Here is a 22,367-nt window from a genome sequence, read left to right as displayed (position 1 = left end):
AGCCAAAGGGCGGGCTTCCACCTCAACTTTGAGCCTGAGAAGCGGTCTCAAAGGTTGTCCCATGGACTAGGCTGGGAAAATACCCCAGCCAAGGCCATCGACACAGCTGGTCACCTTGGCTCGCCTCTGGTCACTGCCACGACCGGTCCAGTTTTCCCAGCCCTGCGGCTGAAACACGACTAACCCGTAAGCTGAGTGGTTGTGTTTATTGGCCGCTTGCGTGGGCTGTGTTTTGGATATTTAAATAAAATTATTGGTGCTCTGCCCTGTATTGGGCGGGGCACTTTTTGTTTTATATTGCGCACAGTCCGTGCCTATTCAGTACTTGTCCAAGTCTTAACCGAATCTTGGATTGCCAAGGCGAAAGCCAAACGGGTACAATGGGGGCTAGTAGAGAAGAGAGAGGTGCGGTCCATGACGTATACGCAAACGAAGGCGGCCCTACAGCGGCTGGTTCAGGAGAAAGTGGTGCCAGGGGTCAGTTTTGCGCTGATCGATGGCGACCGGGTGGAAACGGGGCAGTACGGGAAGGCCGCGCTGGTGCCCGCTCCCGAACCACTGCGGCCGGACATGCTGTATGATGTAGCTTCGTTGACCAAAGTGGTCGGCACCCTGAGCGTGGTTTTACAGCTGTTGGCGGAGGACCGACTTCGATTATCGGACCGGGTCAGCGATTACTTGCCCGAATGGCAGGACACACGGGTCACAATTCAACACCTGTTGACGCACACCTCGGGCATCACCGGTTACATTCCTAACCGAAATCAGTTGGCCGCGCCGGAGTTGACCGCCGGATTGTTGGGATTGCATGTTGGGCCCACCTTTAATCGGAAAATGGTATACGCCGACGTGAACTACATTTTCCTGGGCTGGATCGTTGAAAAGATTCTCGGCGATCCGATTCAGGTGGTTGCACAACGCCGCGTGTTGACACCCTTGGGCATGGTTCACAGCACGTTCACGCCAGCTAATCCGTTGGCTTGTATTCCCACGGCTCAAACGGTTGAACGCGGGCTCGTGCGTGGTGAGGTCCATGACCCTAAAGGTTACGTGTTGCAACGACGGTGTGGGTCGGCGGGGTTATTCAGTACGGTGGACGACTTAGCCCGGTTCTGCCAGGCCTATTTTCAACCGGAAAAGGTTGCCGCAGTCTTACCACCGTTGCTGGTTAACCATTTGGCCCATGACCTGACGCCCACCGGTCATGCCGGGCGCTCGCTGGGGTGGGCACTGACCGCAACCCAGTGGCCGACCCCGCACCGCGTTATCTGGCACTCGGGTTTCACGGGGACGTACTTGGTCATCGACCAGGCCGCCAAGCAGGCGATGGTTTTTCTGACCAACCGGGTCCATCCGGTGGCGCCCAACGAACCGTACCTGGACCAACGCAACGCGGTGATTGGCACGTATCTGGCAGAGAAGAGCCGCTACGATGCCCACGATTTTAGTTGTTAAATGAAAGTGTAGGCGGGATTTATCCGTTCCCGGCGGTGGATTCAAGGTTCCCTGCTGTGGGGCCCGGTTCCAGCCTGAGAGGCGGTCTTCCACCTCGCCTAGGAGCCTCGCTTAAGGACGCAAGTCTCCCAGGTCGGCCCATGTTCTAGGCTGAGGAAGGGCAATTCAGCCAAGAACATCGACACACCAGGAAACCTTGATCCACCTCTGGTCACTCACGCTAGTCGTATCGTTGATTCGTTGATCGTGATTGGCAGCTTTTAACTGGGTTAGCCGAGACCACTCTGCAAGATAGAGTCATGAACTAAACCACAAAAATAGCGTCCCACCAACATCCAGATTACATAGATGTTAGTGGGACGCTTTATTTAGTCAGTTAGAAAGTTGCGGGAATCGGTAAGGCTGCCTGTTGACTGAAGTCAGCGTCCGGATATTTCCGTTGCAACGCTGCGACCAGCAGGTGCTTAGCGATGTCGCCGTTCCGGGTCAGAATTGGGCCGTGGAAGTAGGAGCAATAAACATTTTTGTAAATCGCGCCTTCCGTGCCGTCTTCACCGTTATTTCCCTTACCGGAGACGACGTTGCCCAGTGGGCGTTCGTCCTTCCCCAGATAGGTTAACCCTTGGTGGTTTTCAAAGCCGTGGTAGGTCTCGCCAGTTTCCTGGTTTTTGATGACGATGTTGCCGATGAACCGGTTGTGGTCCTGGGCCAGCGTGTAGTGGTCCAGTGCGCCGATGCCGGGCAGCTTTTCGCCGTCAGCCCCGATGTAGTAGTGGCCGAGCAGTTGGAAACCGCCACAGATGGCCAGCAGGGGACCGTCGGATTCGATAAATTTCGTCAGTTCCGCCTTTTTCGTTTGGATATCTTGGGAAACGATGGTCTGTTCAAAGTCCTGACCACCACCGAAGAAGGCGAGGTCGTAGTCATCTGACTTGAAGTCTTCTTCCAGACTAACGACCTTAACGTTTAAGCTAACGTCCATTTGTTTGGCATAGTAGTTCAACGCCAGAATGTTCCCGACGTCACCGTACGTGTTCATCAGGTCGCCGTACAGGTGGGCGACGTTTAGTTCGTAGCTCATAGTCCGAGTCCCTCCTTGACGTAGCCTTTATCGGCTAAAATCTTACGCATCTGGAGCATGGCGGTGTAGGTCGCCAGCACGTAGACGCGGTCGGTCGAGACCTTCTTGATCTCATCGACCACTTTTTCCAAATTCGGTTCCACGATGTGCCGGTCGTCAGGAATCCCTGCGACCTTCAGGCGGAACGTGATGTCCTTGTAGCGTTCACCACCGGTAATCACCGTTGGGATGTCACGGTCGGCCAGCTGTTCAAAGTCGCCGTCCCAAATCCAACTGGTATCGATTCCGTCGGCGTAGTTGGCATTTAACAGCCCAACCAGGGAGAACGGATGCGTGTCGGTGCCAATCATATGGAGCACTTGGTCCAGCCCCACGGGGTTCTTGACCAGGATAATCGTGACCAGCTTGCCATCGACGTCGATGACTTCTTGGCGACCGAAGACCTGTTGGTTGGCGTTGAACGCGTTGCTGATTTGCGTAGGGGTGACGCCCATGAAACGACCCACAGCGTAGGCAGCCAGCGCGTTGTAAATGTTATAGGTCCCGCCAACTTGAATCTTGAAGGGGTGACCGTCGATTTCAAATTTAGACGAGGTCGGCGTTTGTTCCCCCAATTTGGTCAGGCGGTAGGTCAGCTCTGGCCGGGAGAACCCACAGTTCGGGCAGAAATACTTGCCTTGGTTACTGTAGGTCAGGGAATGGTAATGCAAAATGTGCTCACAGTTGGGGCACAGCACGCCATCAGTGTTGGGCTTGGCCTTCATGTCCGTGTCGGGCTGGTCATCGAAACCATAATATTCAATTGGGTTCGGTAACTCTTTGGAATGGAAAATGGGAGAATCCCCGTTGGCGATAATGGTTGCGTTAGGTGCCAGCGCCACCCCATCCAAAATCTTTTGGTAGGTGGTGTAAATTTCACCGTAGCGGTCCATTTGGTCCCGGAAAATATTGGTGAAGACAAAGGCTTTGGGCTCAATATATTGCGTGACCTTGATAACGTTCGCCTCGTCAACTTCCAGCACGGCTAAGGGGCGGCCGGTCTTGGGGTTCTTAGCGTTTAAGAAGGTCGTGACGATTCCTTGTTCCATGTTGGACCCAGTGGGGTTCGTCAGGATAGTGGGATACTTTTCGTGCAAAACGGAGACGGTCAACGCCGTCGTCAACGTCTTCCCGTTGGTTCCCGTGATGACAATGACGTCATACTTGGCGCCTAACGTGCGTAAAATGTTGGGGTCGAGCTTTAACGTAATTTTTCCGGGGAGAGAACTTCCCCCGTGTAGAAACGTGTGGAGAAACCAGTAAGAGGATTTCCCCGCGAAGGTGGCAACGCCGCTTCTGAATGACATGCAATTCGCTCCTTAATCGCGACAAGATTTTTTTAATGTCGGTTTCCTGAATATTCAAGCCTTAATTTTAGCATTTTTTGCGCGTTTAGGGGAGTCCAACGCCCCATCTTTCCCAAAACGCAAGGAACACTGGGGTTTGGCCGCTCGGCTTTATGCTGTCTTAGTGATGGGGGTGGAGAATTTGCCGCCTGCGGCTTCCAGGGCTACGCCTGCTGTGGGGCCGGTTTCCGCCGAAGGGCAGGCTCCCACCTCAACTTTAAGCCCTGCGAGGGTCGTGCAGGTCTCAAAGGTTGTCCCATTCTGTAAGCCGGCAAGAAACGCCGACTAACAGAATCGACACAGCCGTCTCCGTCCTGGCTTCCTCCGGCTCTAAATTGCGGGTTGACCACTAAGTTAGTGGGAGAGCAGTCAACCCCCAGTGTTGGGTGCGCTGGTCACATTGTCTTGGTGATTTGGATTGTGGATAAGTTACCGCCTGCGGCTTCCAGGGCTCTAGATTGCAGGTCGACCACTAAGTTAGTGGGGGAGCAGTCAACCCCAGTGTTGATTGCGCTGGTCATATTCTGGTATGACTTGTTACTTGCGTGTGACACTAGAATGCGAGGGAGAAACCTTACGTAAATTAAGGCAGCGTGTCGGCCCGAGCGGATGGTTTAATTCGGGGTCAGTGTTAGTGACCAGAGGCGGATCAAAGTGGACAGCTGTGTCGGTGGTCTTGGTTGGGGTTCTTTCCCAACCTAGAGCACGGGACGACCTTTGAGACCGGTTTTGGGGCTCAAAGTCGAGCTGGAAGACCGCTTCTCAGGTTGGAAGTATTCCCCACAGCAGGGCGCTTTGAATCCGCCGCCGAAAACGGTGAATGACAAAAGGGGGGACGTCCCCTAGAAAATAAACTGACGTTAGCCGGAGGGATGATGAAAATGGGCCCAGCCGTGGGAATCCCCTTAGCGGTGGGCTTTACCGGTTAGGGGATTGGTGTCTTTGAGACGTGGGCTTACGGCTCAAAGCATCCCAGAGACCGCCCTGTGGCTCTGGGTGTCCGCCCACCGCGTTCCGGTCCCATTTTCATCATCCCGGAGGCACTGACAACGACTGTTTAATTTTCTAGAGGAATCGGCTATAATAGATAGAAACTGTCAAAAAGGTGGGAGTAACGTGGCGCAGCTATTTTTTCGGTACGGCGCAATGAATAGCGGGAAGACCATTGAAATTTTAAAGGTCGCCCATAACTATGAGGAACAAGGCAAGCGGGTCATTATTATGACCAGTGGTTTGGACACGCGTGACGGGGTGGGCCAAGTTGCTAGCCGCATTGGGCTCAAGCGCACGGCGCACCCAATTTATAAAGACATGAACCTGTACGACGAGATCCAACGCTTGGATGCCCAGGCAAACTGTGTACTGATTGACGAGGCCCAGTTCATGACCAAGGACCACGTGTTCCAATTGGCCAAGGTCGTGGATGAGCTGCACATTCCCGTGATGACGTTTGGACTGAAAAATGATTTCCGTAACGAACTGTTTGAGGGTTCTAAGTACCTCTTGCTGTATGCGGATAAGATTGAGGAAATGAAGACCATCTGCTGGTTCTGTACCAAGAAGGCCATCATGAACTTGCGGTTCCACGACAACAAGCCGGTCTACGAGGGCGAACAGGTCCAGATCGGTGGCAACGAGGCCTATTACCCCGTTTGTCGGCGCCACTACTTTAATCCACCATTGGATCAGATTGGGAAGTCCCGGCCAAAGTAGCGACCTGGTCAGCACTAACCCGTTACAGTGACCGCTAGCTATGGTACACTGTAAGTTCTGGTCGAGAAATGACTGGGAACTTTAATTTAAACTGAAATGGTGTTGGCCGATGTGTGTTACACACGATATCGGTAAGGCAACGATGGTTTTTCAAAACAACCGGTCAACAGCACCAATTAAACGCGCACGCTAATTTGAAACGAGGTTAATATCGAATGGATGAAATGTTTGACAAGCTCCAAGCCGTGGCCGACCGTTACGACGAGCTGAACGAATTGATCAGTGACCCTGAAGTCATTGCCGATACGCAAAAATTTATGAAGCTTTCCAAAGAAGAAGGGGAACTGCGGGAAACGGTGGACAAATACCACCAATACCAAGACGTGACCCAACAAATCGCCGATGACGACGAAATGTTACGCGAAAAACTCGACGACGACATGGATGCCATGGTCAAGGAAGAATTGAAGGACCTAACCACCCAAAAGGAACAACTGGAAGACGACATCAAAGTCTTACTGTTGCCCAAAGACCCCAACGATGACAAGAACATCATCATGGAAATCCATGGGGCCGCTGGTGGGGACGAAGCCAGTTTATTTGCGGCGGACCTCTTTAGCATGTACTCCAAGTACGCTGAACGCCAGGGCTGGAAGATTGAAATCGTTGACGAGAACGCCACCGAAGTTGGTGGGTTCAAGGAAATCGTTCTGATGATCACCGGTGACAAGGTCTATTCCAAGCTGAAGTATGAAAACGGTGCGCACCGGGTTCAACGGGTACCCGCCACGGAATCTGCCGGTCGAGTCCACACCAGTACCGCCACGGTCGGGGTCATGCCTGAAGAAGAAGACGTGGACATCGATATCGACCCGAAGGATATTCGGACCGACGTGTACCGGTCATCTGGTGCCGGTGGGCAACACATTAACAAGACCTCTTCTGCCGTGCGGATGACCCACTTGCCAACCGGTATCGTGGTTGCCATGCAAGATGAACGGTCACAACAGCAAAACCGGGCCAAGGCCATGACCATCTTACGGGCCCGGGTCTACGATTACTACAAGACCCAAGAAGAAGACGCCTACAACGCCGAACGGAAGTCAGCCGTGGGGACCGGGGATCGTTCCGAACGAATCCGGACCTACAACTACCCCCAAAACCGGGTCACTGATCACCGTATTGGTTTGACGTTAAACAAGTTAGACCGCGTGATGAACGGGGAATTGGATGACATCATTGATGCCCTGATTCTGTCCGATCAGGCCGCCAAGCTTGAAAATTTAAAGAATAATGGCTAAAACGACCACCATTTTGATGGCGTTACGAGCTGCCGAGCAACAATTAGCGGCGGCCGGCCAAGCGACCAGCGTTGCCCAGTATTTACTACAAGAGGGGCGAGGCTGGTCCTTTACCGAACTGGTCCAACACTACCGTGAATCGGCCACCCCAGCGTTCCTAACGATGTATCAGGCGCAGGTGGACCGCGTATGTGCGGGCGAGCCGGCCCAGTACGTGCTAGGTCACGCACCGTTCTTTGGCCGGGAGTTTCAGGTGACTGCGGCCACACTGATTCCCCGCCAAGAAACGGAGGAGCTGGTCGAATGGATCTTGGCATCCGTGACGACGCCCATTCGTCTGTTAGATGTGGGAACCGGGAGCGGTGCCATTGCGGTGTCGTTAAAGGCTGAACAACCCGACTGGACCGTGACGGCGACGGATATTTCCGCCGCGGCGGTCGATGTCGCCCGGGCCAATGCACAAACGCTGGCGGCCCCCGTAACGTTTGCGGTGGGCGACCTGTTGGCGCCGGTCAGTGGGCATCGGTTTGACGTGATTGTGTCAAATCCCCCCTACATCGACCACTCGGAGTTGCCGGAGATGGATGAATCCGTGAAACGTTTTGAACCCCAAGGGGCATTATTTGCGGCGGACCACGGTCTGGCTTTTTACCGGCGATTTGCGGCCAGCATCGGGGACTTCCTGGTGCCCCACGGCCAGTTCTTTGCCGAAATCGGGTACCAGCAGGGGCCAGCTGTTAAGGCAATCTTCGCGGCGGCCTACCCGCAAGCCACGGTAACCATTAAGGCGGACATCAACGGTCACGACCGGATGGTGCGCGTGCAATTGTGAATTTAGGATGGGAGCGTAGAAATCAGTATGGAAACAAAGATTTTTCAACCAAACGAAATTGATGAGGCCGCGGCCGCGATTCGGGCGGGGCAGTTAGTGGCCTTTCCCACGGAAACCGTCTACGGCTTAGGGGCCGATGCGACCAATGAGGCCGCCGTTAAGCAGGTTTACATCGCCAAGGGACGTCCAAGTGACAATCCCTTGATTGTGCACGTGACCGGTGAAGATACGGTCAAAAAGTATGCCGAACCCCTGTCAGATAAGGCTGAGGCGCTGATCAAGGCCTTTTGGCCCGGCCCATTGACGCTGATCTTTAAGCTCCAACCGGGCGCCTTGTCCAAGGCCGTCACGGGTGGCTTGAATACGGCCGCCTTTCGGAACCCCGCGAACCAGGTCACGTTAGATCTGATCAAGTCCGCTGGTGTGCCGTTGGTGGGACCATCCGCTAACACGTCAGGCAAGCCCAGTCCAACCTTAGCTAAGCACGTCTACCATGACTTGAATGGCAAAATCGCTGGCATCCTCGACGATGGCCCAACCAAAGTCGGCGTCGAGTCGACCGTGCTGGATATGTCCACGGATATTCCCACCATTTTACGGCCGGGTGGCGTGACCGAGGAACAGCTGGAAGCCGTCATCGGGACGGTGCAATCCAACCATCACAAGGTCGGCAAGGGTGAGATTCCCAAGGCACCGGGGATGAAGTACAAGCACTACGCGCCAAACGCGCAGGTCACCATCGTGGATGACGAAGCCGATTGGCCAGCTGCTTTAGCCTGGGCCGCACAACAGGCAGGCACGATTGGGGTTATGGCCCTTGACCACACGTTAGCCAACGAAACATTACCAGCCAACACCGAAGCCTTCTCGTTGGGCGCCGACATGGCCAGTGCCAGCCACCGCTTGTTTGCGGGACTGCGGCACTACGATTTGGAATCACCCGTGACCGGCATCTTAGCCCAAGGCTTCGCGGCCGAAGGATTGGGTGCGGCCTACATGAACCGGTTGAACAAGTCGGCTGGGCAACAACACTTTGAAAAATAAATTTTGATTAATAGCTGGGCTCGAGACGCGATAAACGTTTCGAGCCTTTTTTTGTACAATCTTCTAAGTTAGTTGGGCGGCTATCAAAACCAGGAGTGAGCAGTTGTTTCCTGAGCGGGGAGAGCTTACGCTGATGATTGGGGCGTTGCGGGTGAATGAAGTCGTTAGTCAGGTCACACTTGCCAGTGGGCAGAACGCCGCGTTATAAAATAATAAATAGTGCGAAGTAGTCCCGTTGGCGGTCAAAGTTTGGTAGAATAAAAACAATCACAGTTCAGGAGGGAACGCCATTGAATTTTAAAGAAAAAGATCCAGAATTATGGGGCGCCATTGCGAAGGAAGAAGAACGTCAAGAAGATACCATTGAATTGATTGCTTCCGAAAACATCGTGAGTGAGGCCGTCCGGACGGCGCAAGGTTCCGTGTTGACCAACAAGTACGCCGAAGGTTATCCGGGCAAGCGCTACTACGGTGGCACGCAGTACATCGATGTTGTCGAACAATTAGCCATTGACCGTGCGAAGAAGTTGTTTAATGCCGAATACGCTAACGTGCAGCCTCATTCTGGTTCCCAGGCCAACCAAGCCGTCTATGCGGCCTTCTTAAAGCCTGGCGACACCATTCTGGGGATGGGCCTGGATGCCGGGGGCCACTTGACGCACGGCGCCAAGGTCAACTTCTCTGGGAAAATTTACAACGCCTATAGTTATGCCCTCAATCCAGAGACCGAACTCCTGGACTATGATATGATTCGCGACCTGGCCAAAGAGGTGAAGCCCCAGATGATTGTGGCCGGTGCTTCAGCCTACTCGCGTATCATTGACTGGAACGCCTTCCGTGAAATTGCGGACGAAGTTGGTGCCTACCTGATGGTCGACATGGCCCACATTGCCGGGCTAGTCGCTGCTGGCCTGCACCCAAGTCCCGTGGGCATTGCGGATGTGGTCACGACCACGACGCACAAGACCTTGCGGGGCCCTCGTGGGGGACTGATTTTGTCCCAAGCTGAAAATGCTAAACGCATCAATTCTGCCGTCTTCCCTGGGACTCAGGGTGGGCCGCTGGAACACGTGATTGCTGGGAAAGCCGCCGCATTCTTTGAAGACCTCCAACCGGACTTTACCGATTATGGCAAGCAAATCATCGAAAATGCCCATGCCATGGCCGATGAATTCAGCAAGGCCCCAACGGTGCGCGTCGTTTCTGGGGGCACGGACAATCATTTGATGACCCTGGACCTCTCAGCAACCACGCTGAACGGGAAGCAGGCACAAGAATTGTTGGATAGCGTCATGATCACAACCAACAAGGAAGCCATTCCGAACGAAAAACTCAGTCCATTCAAGACTTCTGGGATTCGGTTAGGGACGCCAGCCGTGACGACCCGTGGGTTTAACGCCGACGAATGCCGCGAGGTAGCCCGTTTGATTGTCCAGACGGTCTTACATCCAGACGATGAAGCCAGCCTGCAGGATGTGCGCGAAAAAGTTCACGCATTGACCAGTGCCCACCCGTTATCAGTGTTAGACTAAAAAAAATTGCAATAAAAACGTTTTCATTTCAAATTAGGCGTTTTGGTAGCGGAAATCCATGGTACAATTGTAAGAAATCATAAAGGAGCGCTCATTCATGGGAAAGTTTCAAGTACTTGACCACCCGTTGATTCAACACAAACTGACAATTATCCGGAACAAGGACTGCGGTACCCGCAGCTTTCGGGAGGTTGTCAACGAAATCTCGACCTTAATGGCGTACGAAGTGTCACGCGACATGCCATTGAAGGATAAAGAAATCGAGACACCAATGGGCAAGATGACTGCCAAGGAACTTTCAGGAAAGAAAGTTGCCATTGTTCCAATCTTACGTGCCGGTATCGGTATGGTTGATGGAATTTTGGAATTGATTCCAGCTGCTAAGGTTGGTCACATCGGGATGTACCGTGACGAAGAGACCCTGCAGCCTCATGAATACTTCTTCAAGATGCCTTCTGACATCAATCAACGGCAAATCTTTATCGTTGATCCGATGTTAGCAACCGGTGGCTCAGCCATGATGGCAATTGAAGCTTTGGAAAAGCGTGGTGCCGATCCTAAGAACATGAAGTTCGTGTGCTTAGTTTCCGCACCAGAAGGGGTCAAAGCCTTACGTGAAGCTCACCCAGACGTTGATATCTATGCTGCAGCGTTGGATGATCACCTGAACGAAGATGGCTATATTGTCCCAGGTCTCGGCGATGCCGGTGACCGCCTGTTTGGAACGAAGTAAACGTCAAAGAGATTCGGCCTTTTGGGCTGAGTCTCTTATTTGTTTGGAAGAGTGCGGAACGAGCCGCTTAGATGCTGAGCATTAACGTAGCTAAAGGAATAACCCCGGGCTTGGGTTATTTTTTAGCTGGGTTAAGCGCAGGCATCTGGCTCGTGGAGCACGTTTCAGAGGTCGCCAGGGCCGAAAAAGTTGATTCGAGAGACTAAGTAAGAGCGCCAAGAAACCAAGAAATTAAAGGCTTGGGTCGTTGTTGTTACGGTGTTAAGCGGAACCAGTTGCCCTGTGGCGCGCGTTTCAGAGGCCGCCAGGGCCGAGGATAGTAGACGCGGGGAACTAGTCCAACGCTCTAAAACAGTCGTAAGTGAAGCATCTTGAACTGTTTTTAGCTGGGTTAAGCGCGGGCGCCTGCCACCCTTAAACGAGTCAAAACGGCCCACAGCAAAACAGCCCTAAAGTCGTCACTAAGCGACTTTACCCGTAACACCTATCATTATGGAAGAAACTGGTTAAAAGCGTCAGTTAAGCCCCACAACTGCTCTGGACACGATGTCCATCAGTTTAAGGAGGCGCAGTGACAAGCTGCGCCTTCTTATATGGTAGAACGGTGGTAAAATTGTTTGTTTGGCGAGTCATTTAACGACTAGATCCAGTCGGTCCGCTGAAGCGACTGATTGGCAAATAGTTTTGGGAGAAAAATGGTCTAACCAGAAATTTTTTTATCCTGGCGAGTGCGCACGCAACTACACGGTGAAACCGATATCAATCCTTTTATAGTCTGACTCACAGCTCATTTCACATGAATGTTCAGACTATGAAAAATTGTTTTGTCTTTTATCTGAATTGGTGGTATCATTTCCAGTGTATTTGAATGGAGCGCTCGCTTCGTTCACTATTCCGCGTTTCTTGCGAGATACCTGGCTTTGTCGAGGGATTTAGCTGAGGAAATGCGTTCATATAGTGTGGAAAAGAGGTGATATTCGGTGAATGGTGATCCAGTTTCGACCTTCCAATTTTTGGGGCTGACATTTAGCACTGCCAACGTTGTATCCGGCCTTATTGTTTTTGCGCTGATCGTTGCAGTTGTTTTTTTCTGTTCCAGAAAATTGGCCATGAAGCCATCCAAAGGGCAAAACTTCTTGGAATGGCTGATTGATTTTACCAATGGAATTTTGAAGGGGTCCATTCCAGCCGACGATGTCGGTAAGTTTGGCTTGTGGGGATTCACGTTATTCTTCTTCCTCTTCCTGTCTAACGAATTGGGATTATTCATCCAAGTGGCAACGCGTGGGGGTGCGACAATCGTTCGTAGTCCAACGTCTGACCCAATTGCGACATTGACGTTCTCGTTGATGACCATGATGGTTGCGCAATTCGCAGGTGTTTGGAAATTAGGATACAAGCGACACTTCACAAACTACCTGAAACCTTTCGTGTTCTGGCTTCCTATCAGTATTTTTGAGGAATTCACGAACTTCCTGACGTTGGGTCTCCGTATTTTCGGGGTTATCTTCTCTGGTGAAATGCTATTAGGGGTAATCTGGGATCTGGCAGCTTCACACGGTATTGCAACGATGGTGGTTGCGGTACCAATTGAAATGGCTTGGCAAGGGTTCTCTGCTTTCTTAGGGGCTATCCAAGCGTTCGTTTTCGTTACGTTGTCATCAGTTTATATTTCTCAAAAGCTTGAAGTCGAGGAATAAGTTTTATCTAATTTAAGGAGGAAACACAGATTATGGGAGCTATTGCAGCTGGTATTGCTATGTTTGGTGCCGCCGTTGGTGGTGGTATCGGTGACGGTATCGTTATTTCAAAGATGCTTGAAGGTATGGTTCGTCAACCAGAATTATCAGGTCAATTACGGACGAACATGTTTATTGGTGTTGGGCTGGTTGAAGCCATGCCTATCATTTCCTTCGTTGTTGCTTTGATGGTTATGAACAAGTAGTCACAATCACAACGAACAACCGGTAAAAATTGTAATTATCTGATAGCAAAAGGAGGTGTCAATAGATGCTCTCACATTTAGTGATTGGTCAGGCGCTTTATTTTGGAGATTCACTTTTCTACATTGTTACGTTCTTACTTTTGATGTGGATCATTAAGATTTTTGCTTGGGGTCCAGTGACGAAGATGATGCAGGATCGGGCTGACAAGATCAGTAATGATATTGACTCAGCTGAACAATCCCGTAACGATGCCGCTGACTTGGTGCAACAACGCCAAGCAGCCTTAGCAAATTCTCGTTCAGAGGCGCAAACGATTGTGAACGATGCGAAGACCAATGGTCAACAACAACGTGAACAAATTGTCACGGCTGCGCAAGCGGATGTTCAAACAATGAAGCAAAATGCCCAAAAGGATATCGAACAAGAGCGTCAAGACGCTTTGTCCAATGCCCGGAACGATGTGGCGGATTTATCTATTGAGATTGCTTCCAAGATCATTCAACGAGAATTAAAAGGTGACGACCAAAAGGCATTAATTGATTCTTATATCGAAGGGTTGGGGAAGCAACATGAGTCTTAATAGGGCAACGGTAGCAAAGCGCTACTCCAAAGCATTATTTGAATTGTTGTCCGAAAAAGACCAACTGGAGTCAGGCTACACAGAGCTCGAAGAACTTCGGCGTATCTTCCAGGACAACCCACAGTTGAGCACGATGCTCTCAGACGCTAGCCTGCAGGTTGCTGAACGTCAAGCCTTGATCCAACCATTGTTGGACCAGGCTTCACCGTACATCAAGAACCTGATTCAGATGGCTTACGACTACGGTCGGATGGAAAACTTAGTCGATATCATCGACGCTTTCCAAAAGCTGTATGATGAGGCCCACAACACGGTCTATGCTGAAGTGACGACGGCAGTCGAATTAACGGCTGATCAGAAGTCACAGATCCAATCCGTCTACGCCAAGCGCGTAGGGGCTGACAAGGTGATCTTGAGCAGTAAGATCGACCCCGCCGTTATTGGTGGCGTCGTGATTAAATCTGCTGATACGGTTCTTGACGGTAGCTTACGAACTAAAATTAATCGTTTACGGCAGCAACTGCTAGCATAACGAATTCGGTGATAAAGAGGTGAAACTTTCATGAGCATTAAAGCTGAGGAAATCAGTGCTCTAATTAAACAACAATTAGAAAGCTATAAGGATGAAATCTCAGTTGAAGAAACTGGTACGGTTACTTACGTTGGTGATGGTGTCGCTCGGGCCCACGGTCTGAACAACGCTTTGCAAGGTGAGTTACTGTTGTTTGACAACGGGGTTTATGGAATGGTCCAAAACCTCGAAGCCAGTGACGTTGGTATTGTTATCTTGGGTGATTTCACTGGAATCACTGAAGGCGATACGGTTAAGCGGACTGGCCGAATCATGGAAGTTCCCGTTGGCGATCAATTGATTGGCCGGGTTGTTAACCCATTAGGTCAACCAATTGACGGTAAAGGGGACATTTCCACGGATAAGACCCGACCAATTGAACATAAAGCACCAGGGGTTATGGACCGGCAAGGGGTTAGTGAACCTCTGCAAACCGGGATCAAGGCCATTGATGCCTTAGTTCCAATTGGACGTGGCCAACGGGAATTGATCATTGGTGACCGGAAGACTGGGAAGTCCTCCATCGCCATCGATACGATCATTAACCAAAAGGGCCAAGATATGATTTGTATCTACGTCGCTATTGGTCAGAAGGCTTCTACGGTTCGTGCACAAGTGGCTACGCTGGAGAAATTTGGCGCCATGGACTACACCATCGTCGTAACCGCTGCACCATCTGAACCAGCCCCAATGCTGTACGTGGCACCATATGCCGGTGCAGCCATGGGTGAAGAGTTCATGAACAACGGCAAGCATGTGTTGATCGTCTATGATGATTTAACTAAGCAAGCCGATGCTTACCGTGAACTTTCTCTGATTCTGCGGCGTGCGCCAGGTCGTGAAGCTTACCCTGGTGACATTTTCTACACCCACTCTCGTTTATTGGAACGGGCAGCTAAGTTAAACGATAAACTTGGTGGCGGTTCAATGACGGCCTTACCTGTCATTGAAACCAAGGCCGGTGACGTTTCTGCCTACATTCCAACCAACGTTATTTCCATCACCGATGGTCAAATCTTCCTGAACAGTGATTCCTTCTATTCAGGTGTTCGGCCAGCCATGGATGCCGGGACTTCTGTTTCCCGGGTTGGTGGGGACGCTCAAATCAAAGCCATGAAGAAGGTTGCTGGGACTTTACGGTTGGACTTATCTGCCTACCGTGAACTGGAATCCTTCGCCCAATTCGGTTCTGATTTGGATGCCGCTACCCAAGCGCGGTTAGCACGTGGGGCCCGGACCGTGGAAGTCTTAAAGCAAGGCTTACACGAATCCGTTCCTGTTGCTAAGGAAGTTATTATCTTGTTTGCTTTGACACATGGTCATTTGGACAAGCTCGAAGTTGAGGACGTTTTACGTTACCAAAACGAGTTGTTTGATTACATGGACGCCAGCCATCAAGATCTCGAAGACACAATTACCACGACTGGGAACTTGCCAGAAGGCGACTCCCTGGAAAAGGCCATTGCTGAATTCGATACGACTTTCCAACCAACTGCCAAGGCCGACGACTCGGCTAATTAAGATACTTGAAGGAAGGATGGTGAGAAATAATGGCTGAATCAATTCATGACGTTCAACGTCGAATTAATTCCACGAAAGCAACCCGTCAAATTACGGCGGCGATGCACATGGTTTCGACGGCGAAGTTAAATAAGATTCAGAAACAAGCAGTCGGCTACCAAGACTATGTTTCTAAGGTTAAGGCTGTCGTCATGCATCTTTCGCAGTCTCATCTGTTGGATAATTCCTCAAGTAGCCTACAGTCGAACCGTCCAGTAAAGAAAACCGCATATTTGGTGATCACCTCCGATCGTGGTATGGCGGGAAGCTATAATAGCAGCGTCTTACGGGATGCCAATGCGTTCATTAAAGAACGGACGCCTAACCAAGACGACTACATGATTTTAGCCGTCGGCGGTACGGGTGCTGATTTCTATCGGCACCGGGGCGTTAACGTGGCCTATGAATATCGTGGGGTCAGCGATGTGCCTGAATTCAATGAAGTTCGGGAAATCGTGAAGACCGTAACCACGATGTTTAACAACGAAGTGTTCGATGAACTCTTCGTGTGCTACAACCATTTTGTTAACCGAATCTCATCTCGTTTCCGGGCTGAGAAGATGTTGCCAGTCGACAAGGAAACAATGACGACTGATGCGGCAAACGATACGCAAGCATCGCCCTTAACGGCTGAATACGATACGGAGCCTTCTGATGAAGCTGTGCTCCAAGTTGTGTTACCGCAATACGCGGAAAGCTTGGTTTATGGTGCGATCTTGGACGCAAAGACGGCCGAACATGCATCAAGTACCAATGCGATGCAGTCTGCTACTGATAATGCCGATGATTTAATCGCGACGCTGCAACTGCACTACAACCGTGCACGTCAAGCGCAGATCACGACTGAAATCACCGAAATTACCGGTGGTCAGGAAGCCTTAAATAATTAATGACGGGAGGAATTAACGAATAATGAGTGCTGGTAAAATTGTTCAAGTTATCGGACCTGTTGTCGACGTTGAATTCCCGTTGAATGATGAATTACCTGACATCAACACTGCCCTAAACATCAAAAAAGATGATGGTAGTGTCCTTGTAACCGAAGTTGCCTTGGAATTAGGTGACGGGGTTATGCGGACCATTGCCATGGACGGTACCGATGGTCTTCGTCGGGGACTGGAAGTAGAAAACACTGGTGCTTCTATTTCTGTTCCTGTCGGTGACGACACACTGGGTCGGGTGTTCAACGTTCTCGGAAATCCAATTGACGGCGGTGCCGAATTTGGACCAGACGCAGAACGGATGCCAATTCACCGTGATGCACCTAAGTATGACGAATTAAACCCTTCAACTGAAATCCTGGAAACGGGTATCAAAGTTATCGACTTGCTCGAACCTTACGTTCGTGGTGGGAAGATTGGGTTGTTCGGTGGTGCCGGTGTTGGTAAGACCGTTTTAATTCAAGAATTGATTCATAACATTGCCCAAGGCCATAACGGGATTTCCGTCTTCACCGGTGTTGGTGAACGGACTCGTGAAGGTAACGATATGTACTGGGAAATGAAAGGCTCCGGGGTTCTGAAGCAAACGGCCATGGTCTATGGTCAAATGAACGAACCTCCTGGTGCCCGGATGCGGGTTGCCTTGACTGGTTTAACAATTGCGGAATACTTCCGTGATGTTAAAGGCCAAGACGTTCTGTTGTTCATCGATAACATCTTCCGGTTCACGCAAGCCGGTTCTGAAGTTTCTGCCCTCTTGGGTCGGATTCCTTCAGCCGTTGGTTACCAACCAACGTTGGCTACTGAAATGGGTCAGTTACAGGAACGGATCACGTCGACGAAGAAGGGGTCTATCACCTCTATCCAAGCCGTTTACGTGCCTGCCGATGACTATACCGACCCTGCTCCTGCCACGACTTTCGCCCATTTGGATGCTACGACCAACTTGGAACGGTCTTTGACCCAACAAGGGATCTACCCAGCCGTGGACCCATTGGCTTCAACGTCAACCGCTTTGGCTCCTGAAATCATCGGCCAAGCGCACTACGACGTGGCGACGGAAGTTCAACACGTCTTGCAACGGTACCATGAATTGCAAGATATCATCTCTATCTTAGGGATGGATGAATTATCCGATGAAGAACAAACGATTGTTAACCGTGCTCGGCGGATTCAATTCTTCCTGTCACAACCATTCTCCGTGGCTTCACAGTTTACGGGTATGGAAGGGAAGTACGTCAAGCTCGACGACACGATCCGGAGTTTCAAGGATATCCTCGATGGTAAGTACGATGACCTTCCAGAAGATGCTTTCCGGAACTGTGGTCCTATCGAAGATGCTGTGGCCAAGGCTAAGCAAATGAATGACGCCGTTGCCAACAATTAGGGAGGGATTCTAATTGGCTGATAATCAATCAGTGTTATCTGTTAGTATCGTTACCCCTGATGGCCAAGTTTACGAAGGTAAGAGCGACTTATTAGTTGTGAAGACCACGATTGGTGAACTTGGGATTATGTATAACCACGTGCCGCTCATCGCTTCCTTGGAAGTTGATGAGACGCGGATCAAGTTAGGTGAAAACGAAGATAAAATTGCCGTTAACGGTGGTTTCTTGGAATTCTCTGACAACGTGGCGACCATTGTTGCAGACAGTGCGGAACGTCAAGACGATATTGACGTCAATCGGGCTGAAAGTGCTCGTAAACGTGCTCAAGCAACGATTGAAAAGGCCCACGCCGCGCATGATGCTGACTCCCTTGCACGGGCTGAAGTAGCATTGCGTCGAGCTGTTAACCGGATCAACGTCGCTAAGCACTAAACTCTTAAACAAATTCTTGTTTGAACGGTCCATCGCCCTCGGCGATGGCCGTTTTTTTTTGCTTTGGTTTACGCTCCCGGCGGCAATCTTTGCTCCCGCTGCTGTGGGGAACAACTGCACTCCCGGCGGCAGCTTCAAGGTACTCTGCTGTGGGGCACGGTTCCAGCCTGAGGGGCGGTCTTCCACCTCGCCTGGAAACCTCGCGAAGGGCGCGAGTCTCCCAGGTCGTCCCATGCCCTAAGCTGAGTGAGGGACCTCAGCTAATGCCATCGACACAGCTGAGAACCTTGAGCCGCCTCTGGTCACTCACATGGCGTAAAAAAATGGTCACGTGGGAGGGGGGCATCCTAGGTTTTAGCGATTGTTGTGGGAGATGGTTACGACTGTTGTTTAGTGTTCTTAAGGCTGTTTTGATTGTGCATAGTACGTCAAAGAAAATGGCCGTTGAATTTGTCTTTTGTGTGCTGGGTTTACTAACAATGAGTGGGTGATTTTAGTTTTAGTTGTGTTGGACGGTTGTTGATTTTCCTCTTACGATGATTTTATATTTTGTCTGTGTGGAAAAATAAAGAGAATAATTAATCTTCAATTGACTGATAATTAGCAGGGGGGAGGTGCCATAGCCGAGAAAGGCGGGGACTTTCTGGCAGAATTCTGCGTTTACCTGGAAATTTATTTTCAGTTGCAGCGTAAAATTGGTAGCACTAGAAAAAAGTGATTGAGGCATGTGCTGATTGGTCGTAGTTTGGGCATGAGTGTCAATTTTCAACGACTAGCCAATGAAAATTGCAGACATCTTTTTAGCCGACGCTTTTTCAGTTTTAGCTGTGGGCCTTCACCAAGTTATTTCGGGATTGATTTTGTTGTGAAAGGTTATGCAAATCACAGATGGTTTAAAGTATGTACGGCGTGGCTAGCGGCGCTTTCAGCTAGTGAAGCAAATTGGCGGTTTAACGGTTTATCCGGTGATTTAACCAATAGTTTGTTCAGTTTAATTGGTCAAATAAAAAAATTGTAATATTACAAACGCCGATTTTATAGGAATCTCGGGGACAAGTCCGAAAATTTATGCTATAGTTAGTGAGAATGTTTAGAAGGGATTGAGGGAATGTCACTCATTGGGTTACAGGGAATCTTAACGATCATTAGTCATTTGTTTTTTATTGGGATTGCATTTTGGGCAATCTCTGCGTTACACATTGAACGATTAATGACGTTCTATCCCCGGCAGTCACGGGTCTTGATCGTGATGCTGTCCGTTGCCATTGGCTTCGGGTGTAGCTCATTCTTTTTGGACTTCATCGATAACGTTCGTAACCTGGGCTATCTGTTACGGTAGACCCATAAAAATCTCTGGAGGTATCCCATGGAAAAAATTATCGTTCATGGTGGGAACCGCTTAACTGGTGTGGTCCACATTGAAGGGGCCAAGAATGCTGTATTGCCAATCCTGGCAGCATCTATTCTGGCCGAAGATGGACTCACTCATTTAGCAAATGTTCCGGTTTTGTCTGATGTTTATACGATGAATAAAGTCTTACGCTTCTTGAATTTAGGCGTCGATTTTGATGAAGCCAAACGAGAAGTCACGATTGATGCAACCAAGCAAGTTTCTAGCGAGGCGCCGTTTGAATACGTCTCCAAGATGCGGGCATCAATTGTTGTGATGGGGCCACTGTTGGCCCGCTTGGGTCATGCTAAAGTGGCGCTGCCTGGTGGCTGTGCCATTGGGACCCGACCAATCGATCTGCATTTGAAAGGTATGGAGGCCCTGGGTGCCCGCATCGAACAACACGATGGGTACGTTGAAGCCTTTGCCGATCACCTCAAGGGAACACATATCTACTTAGATTTCCCAAGTGTGGGGGCCACGCAGAACATTCTGATGGCGGCCTGCTTGGCTGAAGGCACGACTGTGATCGATAACGTTGCCCGTGAACCGGAAATCGTGGACCTTGCTAACATCCTGAACAAGATGGGTGCGCACGTCCGTGGTGCCGGGACCGAAACGTTACGAATCGACGGCGTTAAGAAGATGCATGGGACCGAACACAGTGTGGTTCAGGACCGTATCGAAGCCGGCACGTTCATGGTGGGTGCTGCGTTAACACACGGGAACGTCTTGATTCAAGACGGCATCGTGGAACATAACAAGCCTTTGATTTCTAAATTACAAGAAATGGGTGTGCAAGTGACTGAAGAACCCGCTGGTATTCGGGTCATCGGCCCAGATAAGCTCCAACCAACGGACGTTAAGACCTTGCCTTACCCGGGCTTCCCAACGGACATGCAACCGCAAATGACCATTTTGCAGCTGGCCGCTGAAGGCACGAGTACGATGACTGAAACGGTCTTTGAAAACCGTTTCATGCACCTGGAAGAATTACGCCGGATGAACGCCAATTACCAAGTGAATGGGCGGACCGTCGTGATGCATGGACCAACCGATTTCAACGGCGCCGAAGTGGCTGCCACTGATTTACGGGCGGCCGCAGCCTTAGTTCTGGCCGGCTTAGTTGCCGACGGATACACGCAGGTCACGAACCTGAAGTACCTGGACCGGGGTTACTACGACTTCCACAAGAAGTTGACGGCGCTGGGTGCTGAGGTCAAGCGGGTCACTGTCGATGACACTGACGCGGTGGTCTTAAAGAACTCGCACGTGAATAACTAGCAATTATCGGGGGTGGCAGTGATGCCACCCTTTTGTTATCCTTGAAGCTAGGTTGTCAGTTTTGGTGGCCAGGGGACGGGGGAACACCCGTGATATTTTGAGAAACCGTTTAGAGTTCACGCGGTTTATGGTATAATGAAATGTTGAAAATTGGCATTAAAATTCAGGAGGACGCATAAGTATGGCGAAAGACATTGGCATTGACCTAGGTACGGCGAACGTTTTAATCTACGTGGTCGGCAAAGGAATCGTATTAAATGAACCATCAGTCGTAGCAATTGACACGAAGACTGACAAGGTATTAGCAGTGGGCTCCGAAGCCTACCGGATGGTGGGTCGGACACCTGGTAATATCCGGGCGATTCGTCCGTTGAAGGATGGGGTCATTTCTGATTTCGACATTACCGAAGCCATGCTCTCCTATTTCATCAATAAATTAAGTGTTAAGGGCTTCTTATCCAAGCCAAACATCATGATCTGTGCCCCAACCAACATTACCGAGATTGAACGAAAGGCCATCATTCAGGCTGCCGAAAAATCCGGTGGTGCCAAGGTTTACTTGGAAGAAGAACCTAAAGTGGCGGCCTTGGGTGCCGGCATGGATATCTTCAAGCCTAGTGGTAACATGGTGATCGACATGGGTGGTGGGACTAGTGATATTGCCATCCTTTCCTTGGGTGACATCGTCGCTAGCCGCTCCATTCGTGTCGCTGGTGACCGCATGAACACGGAAATCGTGAACTACCTGAAGCATAACCACAACCTGATCATTGGGGAACGGACCGCTGAAACCATTAAGATCAAGATTGGGACAGCTTATCCAGAACCAGGCAACGAAGAAAAGACCATGGAAGTTCGTGGCCGGGACTCCGTGAGCGGGATGCCAACCACGACGACCATCAACGCCGCCGAAGTGGAAATTGCCATTCATGATTCAATCGAACAAATCGTGTCCGCTGCCATGGCCGTGTTGGAAACGACACCCCCAGAATTGGCTGCTGACATTATCGACCGCGGCATCATGTTGACCGGTGGGGGTGCCCTGTTAGACGGCATCGACAAGCTCTTCTCCGAACGATTGACGGTTCCCGTCATCATTTCAGAAGACCCATTGGATAACGTGGCCAAGGGTGCTGGTGTGCTCCTGGAACACATGGACACCAAGACGGCTAAAGAAAATAACTAATTACGCTTAAAGC

21 protein-coding genes are annotated in these 22,367 nt (G+C 50.6%); 19 read left to right on the top strand and 2 right to left on the bottom strand.

Annotated elements, in window-relative coordinates:
* The first annotated feature begins 414 nt into the window (after positions 1 to 414).
* Positions 415 to 1,455, top strand: a complete 1,041-nt coding sequence (locus tag ACEPST_RS01040; protein WP_204121427.1) for a serine hydrolase domain-containing protein — start codon at positions 415 to 417, stop codon at positions 1,453 to 1,455.
* A 376-nt stretch (positions 1,456 to 1,831) separates the two neighbouring features.
* On the opposite strand, the gene ACEPST_RS01035 is transcribed toward ACEPST_RS01040, so the two are convergent.
* Positions 1,832 to 2,536: a type 1 glutamine amidotransferase gene (locus ACEPST_RS01035; RefSeq protein WP_204121426.1), complete on the bottom strand. Its 705-nt coding sequence runs from the start codon at positions 2,534 to 2,536 to the stop codon at positions 1,832 to 1,834.
* Complete coding sequence (locus ACEPST_RS01030) at positions 2,533 to 3,882, bottom strand: Mur ligase family protein (protein ID WP_204121425.1); 1,350 nt, start codon at positions 3,880 to 3,882, stop codon at positions 2,533 to 2,535. The genes ACEPST_RS01035 and ACEPST_RS01030 overlap by 4 nt, the downstream gene beginning before the upstream one ends.
* Before the next feature lie 1,155 nt (positions 3,883 to 5,037).
* Between ACEPST_RS01030 and ACEPST_RS01025 the strand changes: the two genes are divergently transcribed.
* From ACEPST_RS01025 to ACEPST_RS00940, 18 genes are all read left to right on the top strand, one after another.
* The gene (locus ACEPST_RS01025) at positions 5,038 to 5,634 is read left to right on the top strand and encodes a thymidine kinase (RefSeq protein WP_203646138.1); all 597 of its coding nucleotides are present in this window, start codon (positions 5,038 to 5,040) and stop codon (positions 5,632 to 5,634) included.
* Positions 5,635 to 5,849: 215 nt separating this feature from the next.
* Complete coding sequence (prfA, locus tag ACEPST_RS01020; protein WP_203639846.1) at positions 5,850 to 6,935, top strand: peptide chain release factor 1; 1,086 nt, start codon at positions 5,850 to 5,852, stop codon at positions 6,933 to 6,935.
* Complete coding sequence (gene prmC, locus ACEPST_RS01015; RefSeq protein WP_204121424.1) at positions 6,928 to 7,767, top strand: peptide chain release factor N(5)-glutamine methyltransferase; 840 nt, start codon at positions 6,928 to 6,930, stop codon at positions 7,765 to 7,767. Before prfA ends, prmC begins: the two co-directional genes overlap by 8 nt.
* Positions 7,768 to 7,794: 27 nt before the next feature.
* Positions 7,795 to 8,811 (top strand): L-threonylcarbamoyladenylate synthase, encoded by a 1,017-nt coding sequence (locus ACEPST_RS01010; protein ID WP_204121423.1) that lies wholly within the window; start codon positions 7,795 to 7,797, stop codon positions 8,809 to 8,811.
* A 290-nt stretch (positions 8,812 to 9,101) separates the two neighbouring features.
* Positions 9,102 to 10,343 carry a serine hydroxymethyltransferase gene (gene glyA / locus ACEPST_RS01005; protein ID WP_204121422.1) on the top strand — a complete coding sequence of 414 codons (1,242 nt, stop codon included), beginning with the start codon at positions 9,102 to 9,104 and terminating at the stop codon, positions 10,341 to 10,343.
* Between the two features lie 97 nt (positions 10,344 to 10,440).
* Entirely contained in the window at positions 10,441 to 11,076 is a 636-nt protein-coding gene (gene upp / locus ACEPST_RS01000; protein ID WP_203646134.1) for a uracil phosphoribosyltransferase, read from the top strand.
* Positions 11,077 to 12,056: 980 nt separating this feature from the next.
* Positions 12,057 to 12,776: a F0F1 ATP synthase subunit A gene (gene atpB, locus ACEPST_RS00995; RefSeq protein ID WP_125766043.1), complete on the top strand. Its 720-nt coding sequence runs from the start codon at positions 12,057 to 12,059 to the stop codon at positions 12,774 to 12,776.
* A gap of 32 nt (positions 12,777 to 12,808) precedes the next feature.
* A complete protein-coding gene (gene atpE / locus ACEPST_RS00990) occupies positions 12,809 to 13,021 on the top strand; it encodes a F0F1 ATP synthase subunit C (RefSeq protein WP_125575374.1) in 213 nt (70 codons plus the stop codon).
* Positions 13,022 to 13,086: 65 nt separating this feature from the next.
* Positions 13,087 to 13,602, top strand: a complete 516-nt coding sequence (gene atpF / locus ACEPST_RS00985) for a F0F1 ATP synthase subunit B (RefSeq protein ID WP_125766042.1) — start codon at positions 13,087 to 13,089, stop codon at positions 13,600 to 13,602.
* Positions 13,592 to 14,134 carry an ATP synthase F1 subunit delta gene (gene atpH / locus ACEPST_RS00980; RefSeq protein WP_125766041.1) on the top strand — a complete coding sequence of 181 codons (543 nt, stop codon included), beginning with the start codon at positions 13,592 to 13,594 and terminating at the stop codon, positions 14,132 to 14,134. Before atpF ends, atpH begins: the two co-directional genes overlap by 11 nt.
* 30 nt (positions 14,135 to 14,164) lie before the next feature.
* A complete protein-coding gene (atpA, locus tag ACEPST_RS00975; RefSeq protein WP_203639852.1) occupies positions 14,165 to 15,694 on the top strand; it encodes a F0F1 ATP synthase subunit alpha in 1,530 nt (509 codons plus the stop codon).
* Between the two features lie 29 nt (positions 15,695 to 15,723).
* Positions 15,724 to 16,623 carry a F0F1 ATP synthase subunit gamma gene (locus tag ACEPST_RS00970; RefSeq protein ID WP_395425075.1) on the top strand — a complete coding sequence of 300 codons (900 nt, stop codon included), beginning with the start codon at positions 15,724 to 15,726 and terminating at the stop codon, positions 16,621 to 16,623.
* 22 nt (positions 16,624 to 16,645) lie between these two features.
* A complete protein-coding gene (gene atpD / locus ACEPST_RS00965) occupies positions 16,646 to 18,061 on the top strand; it encodes a F0F1 ATP synthase subunit beta (RefSeq protein ID WP_125766038.1) in 1,416 nt (471 codons plus the stop codon).
* Between the two features lie 13 nt (positions 18,062 to 18,074).
* Positions 18,075 to 18,494 carry a F0F1 ATP synthase subunit epsilon gene (locus ACEPST_RS00960; protein ID WP_125766037.1) on the top strand — a complete coding sequence of 140 codons (420 nt, stop codon included), beginning with the start codon at positions 18,075 to 18,077 and terminating at the stop codon, positions 18,492 to 18,494.
* A gap of 727 nt (positions 18,495 to 19,221) precedes the next feature.
* On the top strand, positions 19,222 to 19,512 hold the full coding sequence (locus ACEPST_RS00955) for a hypothetical protein (RefSeq protein ID WP_395390459.1): 291 nt from the start codon (positions 19,222 to 19,224) through the stop codon (positions 19,510 to 19,512).
* A gap of 90 nt (positions 19,513 to 19,602) precedes the next feature.
* The gene (locus tag ACEPST_RS00950; RefSeq protein ID WP_125766036.1) at positions 19,603 to 19,833 is read left to right on the top strand and encodes a DUF1146 family protein; all 231 of its coding nucleotides are present in this window, start codon (positions 19,603 to 19,605) and stop codon (positions 19,831 to 19,833) included.
* Positions 19,834 to 19,860: 27 nt separating this feature from the next.
* Complete coding sequence (murA, locus tag ACEPST_RS00945; protein WP_203646132.1) at positions 19,861 to 21,168, top strand: UDP-N-acetylglucosamine 1-carboxyvinyltransferase; 1,308 nt, start codon at positions 19,861 to 19,863, stop codon at positions 21,166 to 21,168.
* Between the two features lie 181 nt (positions 21,169 to 21,349).
* Positions 21,350 to 22,354 carry a rod shape-determining protein gene (locus ACEPST_RS00940; RefSeq protein WP_203639854.1) on the top strand — a complete coding sequence of 335 codons (1,005 nt, stop codon included), beginning with the start codon at positions 21,350 to 21,352 and terminating at the stop codon, positions 22,352 to 22,354.
* The last annotated feature ends 13 nt before the right edge of the window (positions 22,355 to 22,367 follow it).

It is taken from the genome of Levilactobacillus sp. FUA 3915 (assembly GCF_044053135.1).
GTDB classification, from domain to species: domain Bacteria; phylum Bacillota; class Bacilli; order Lactobacillales; family Lactobacillaceae; genus Levilactobacillus; species Levilactobacillus lanxiensis.
This window is presented reverse-complemented; position numbering and strand designations above follow the sequence as displayed.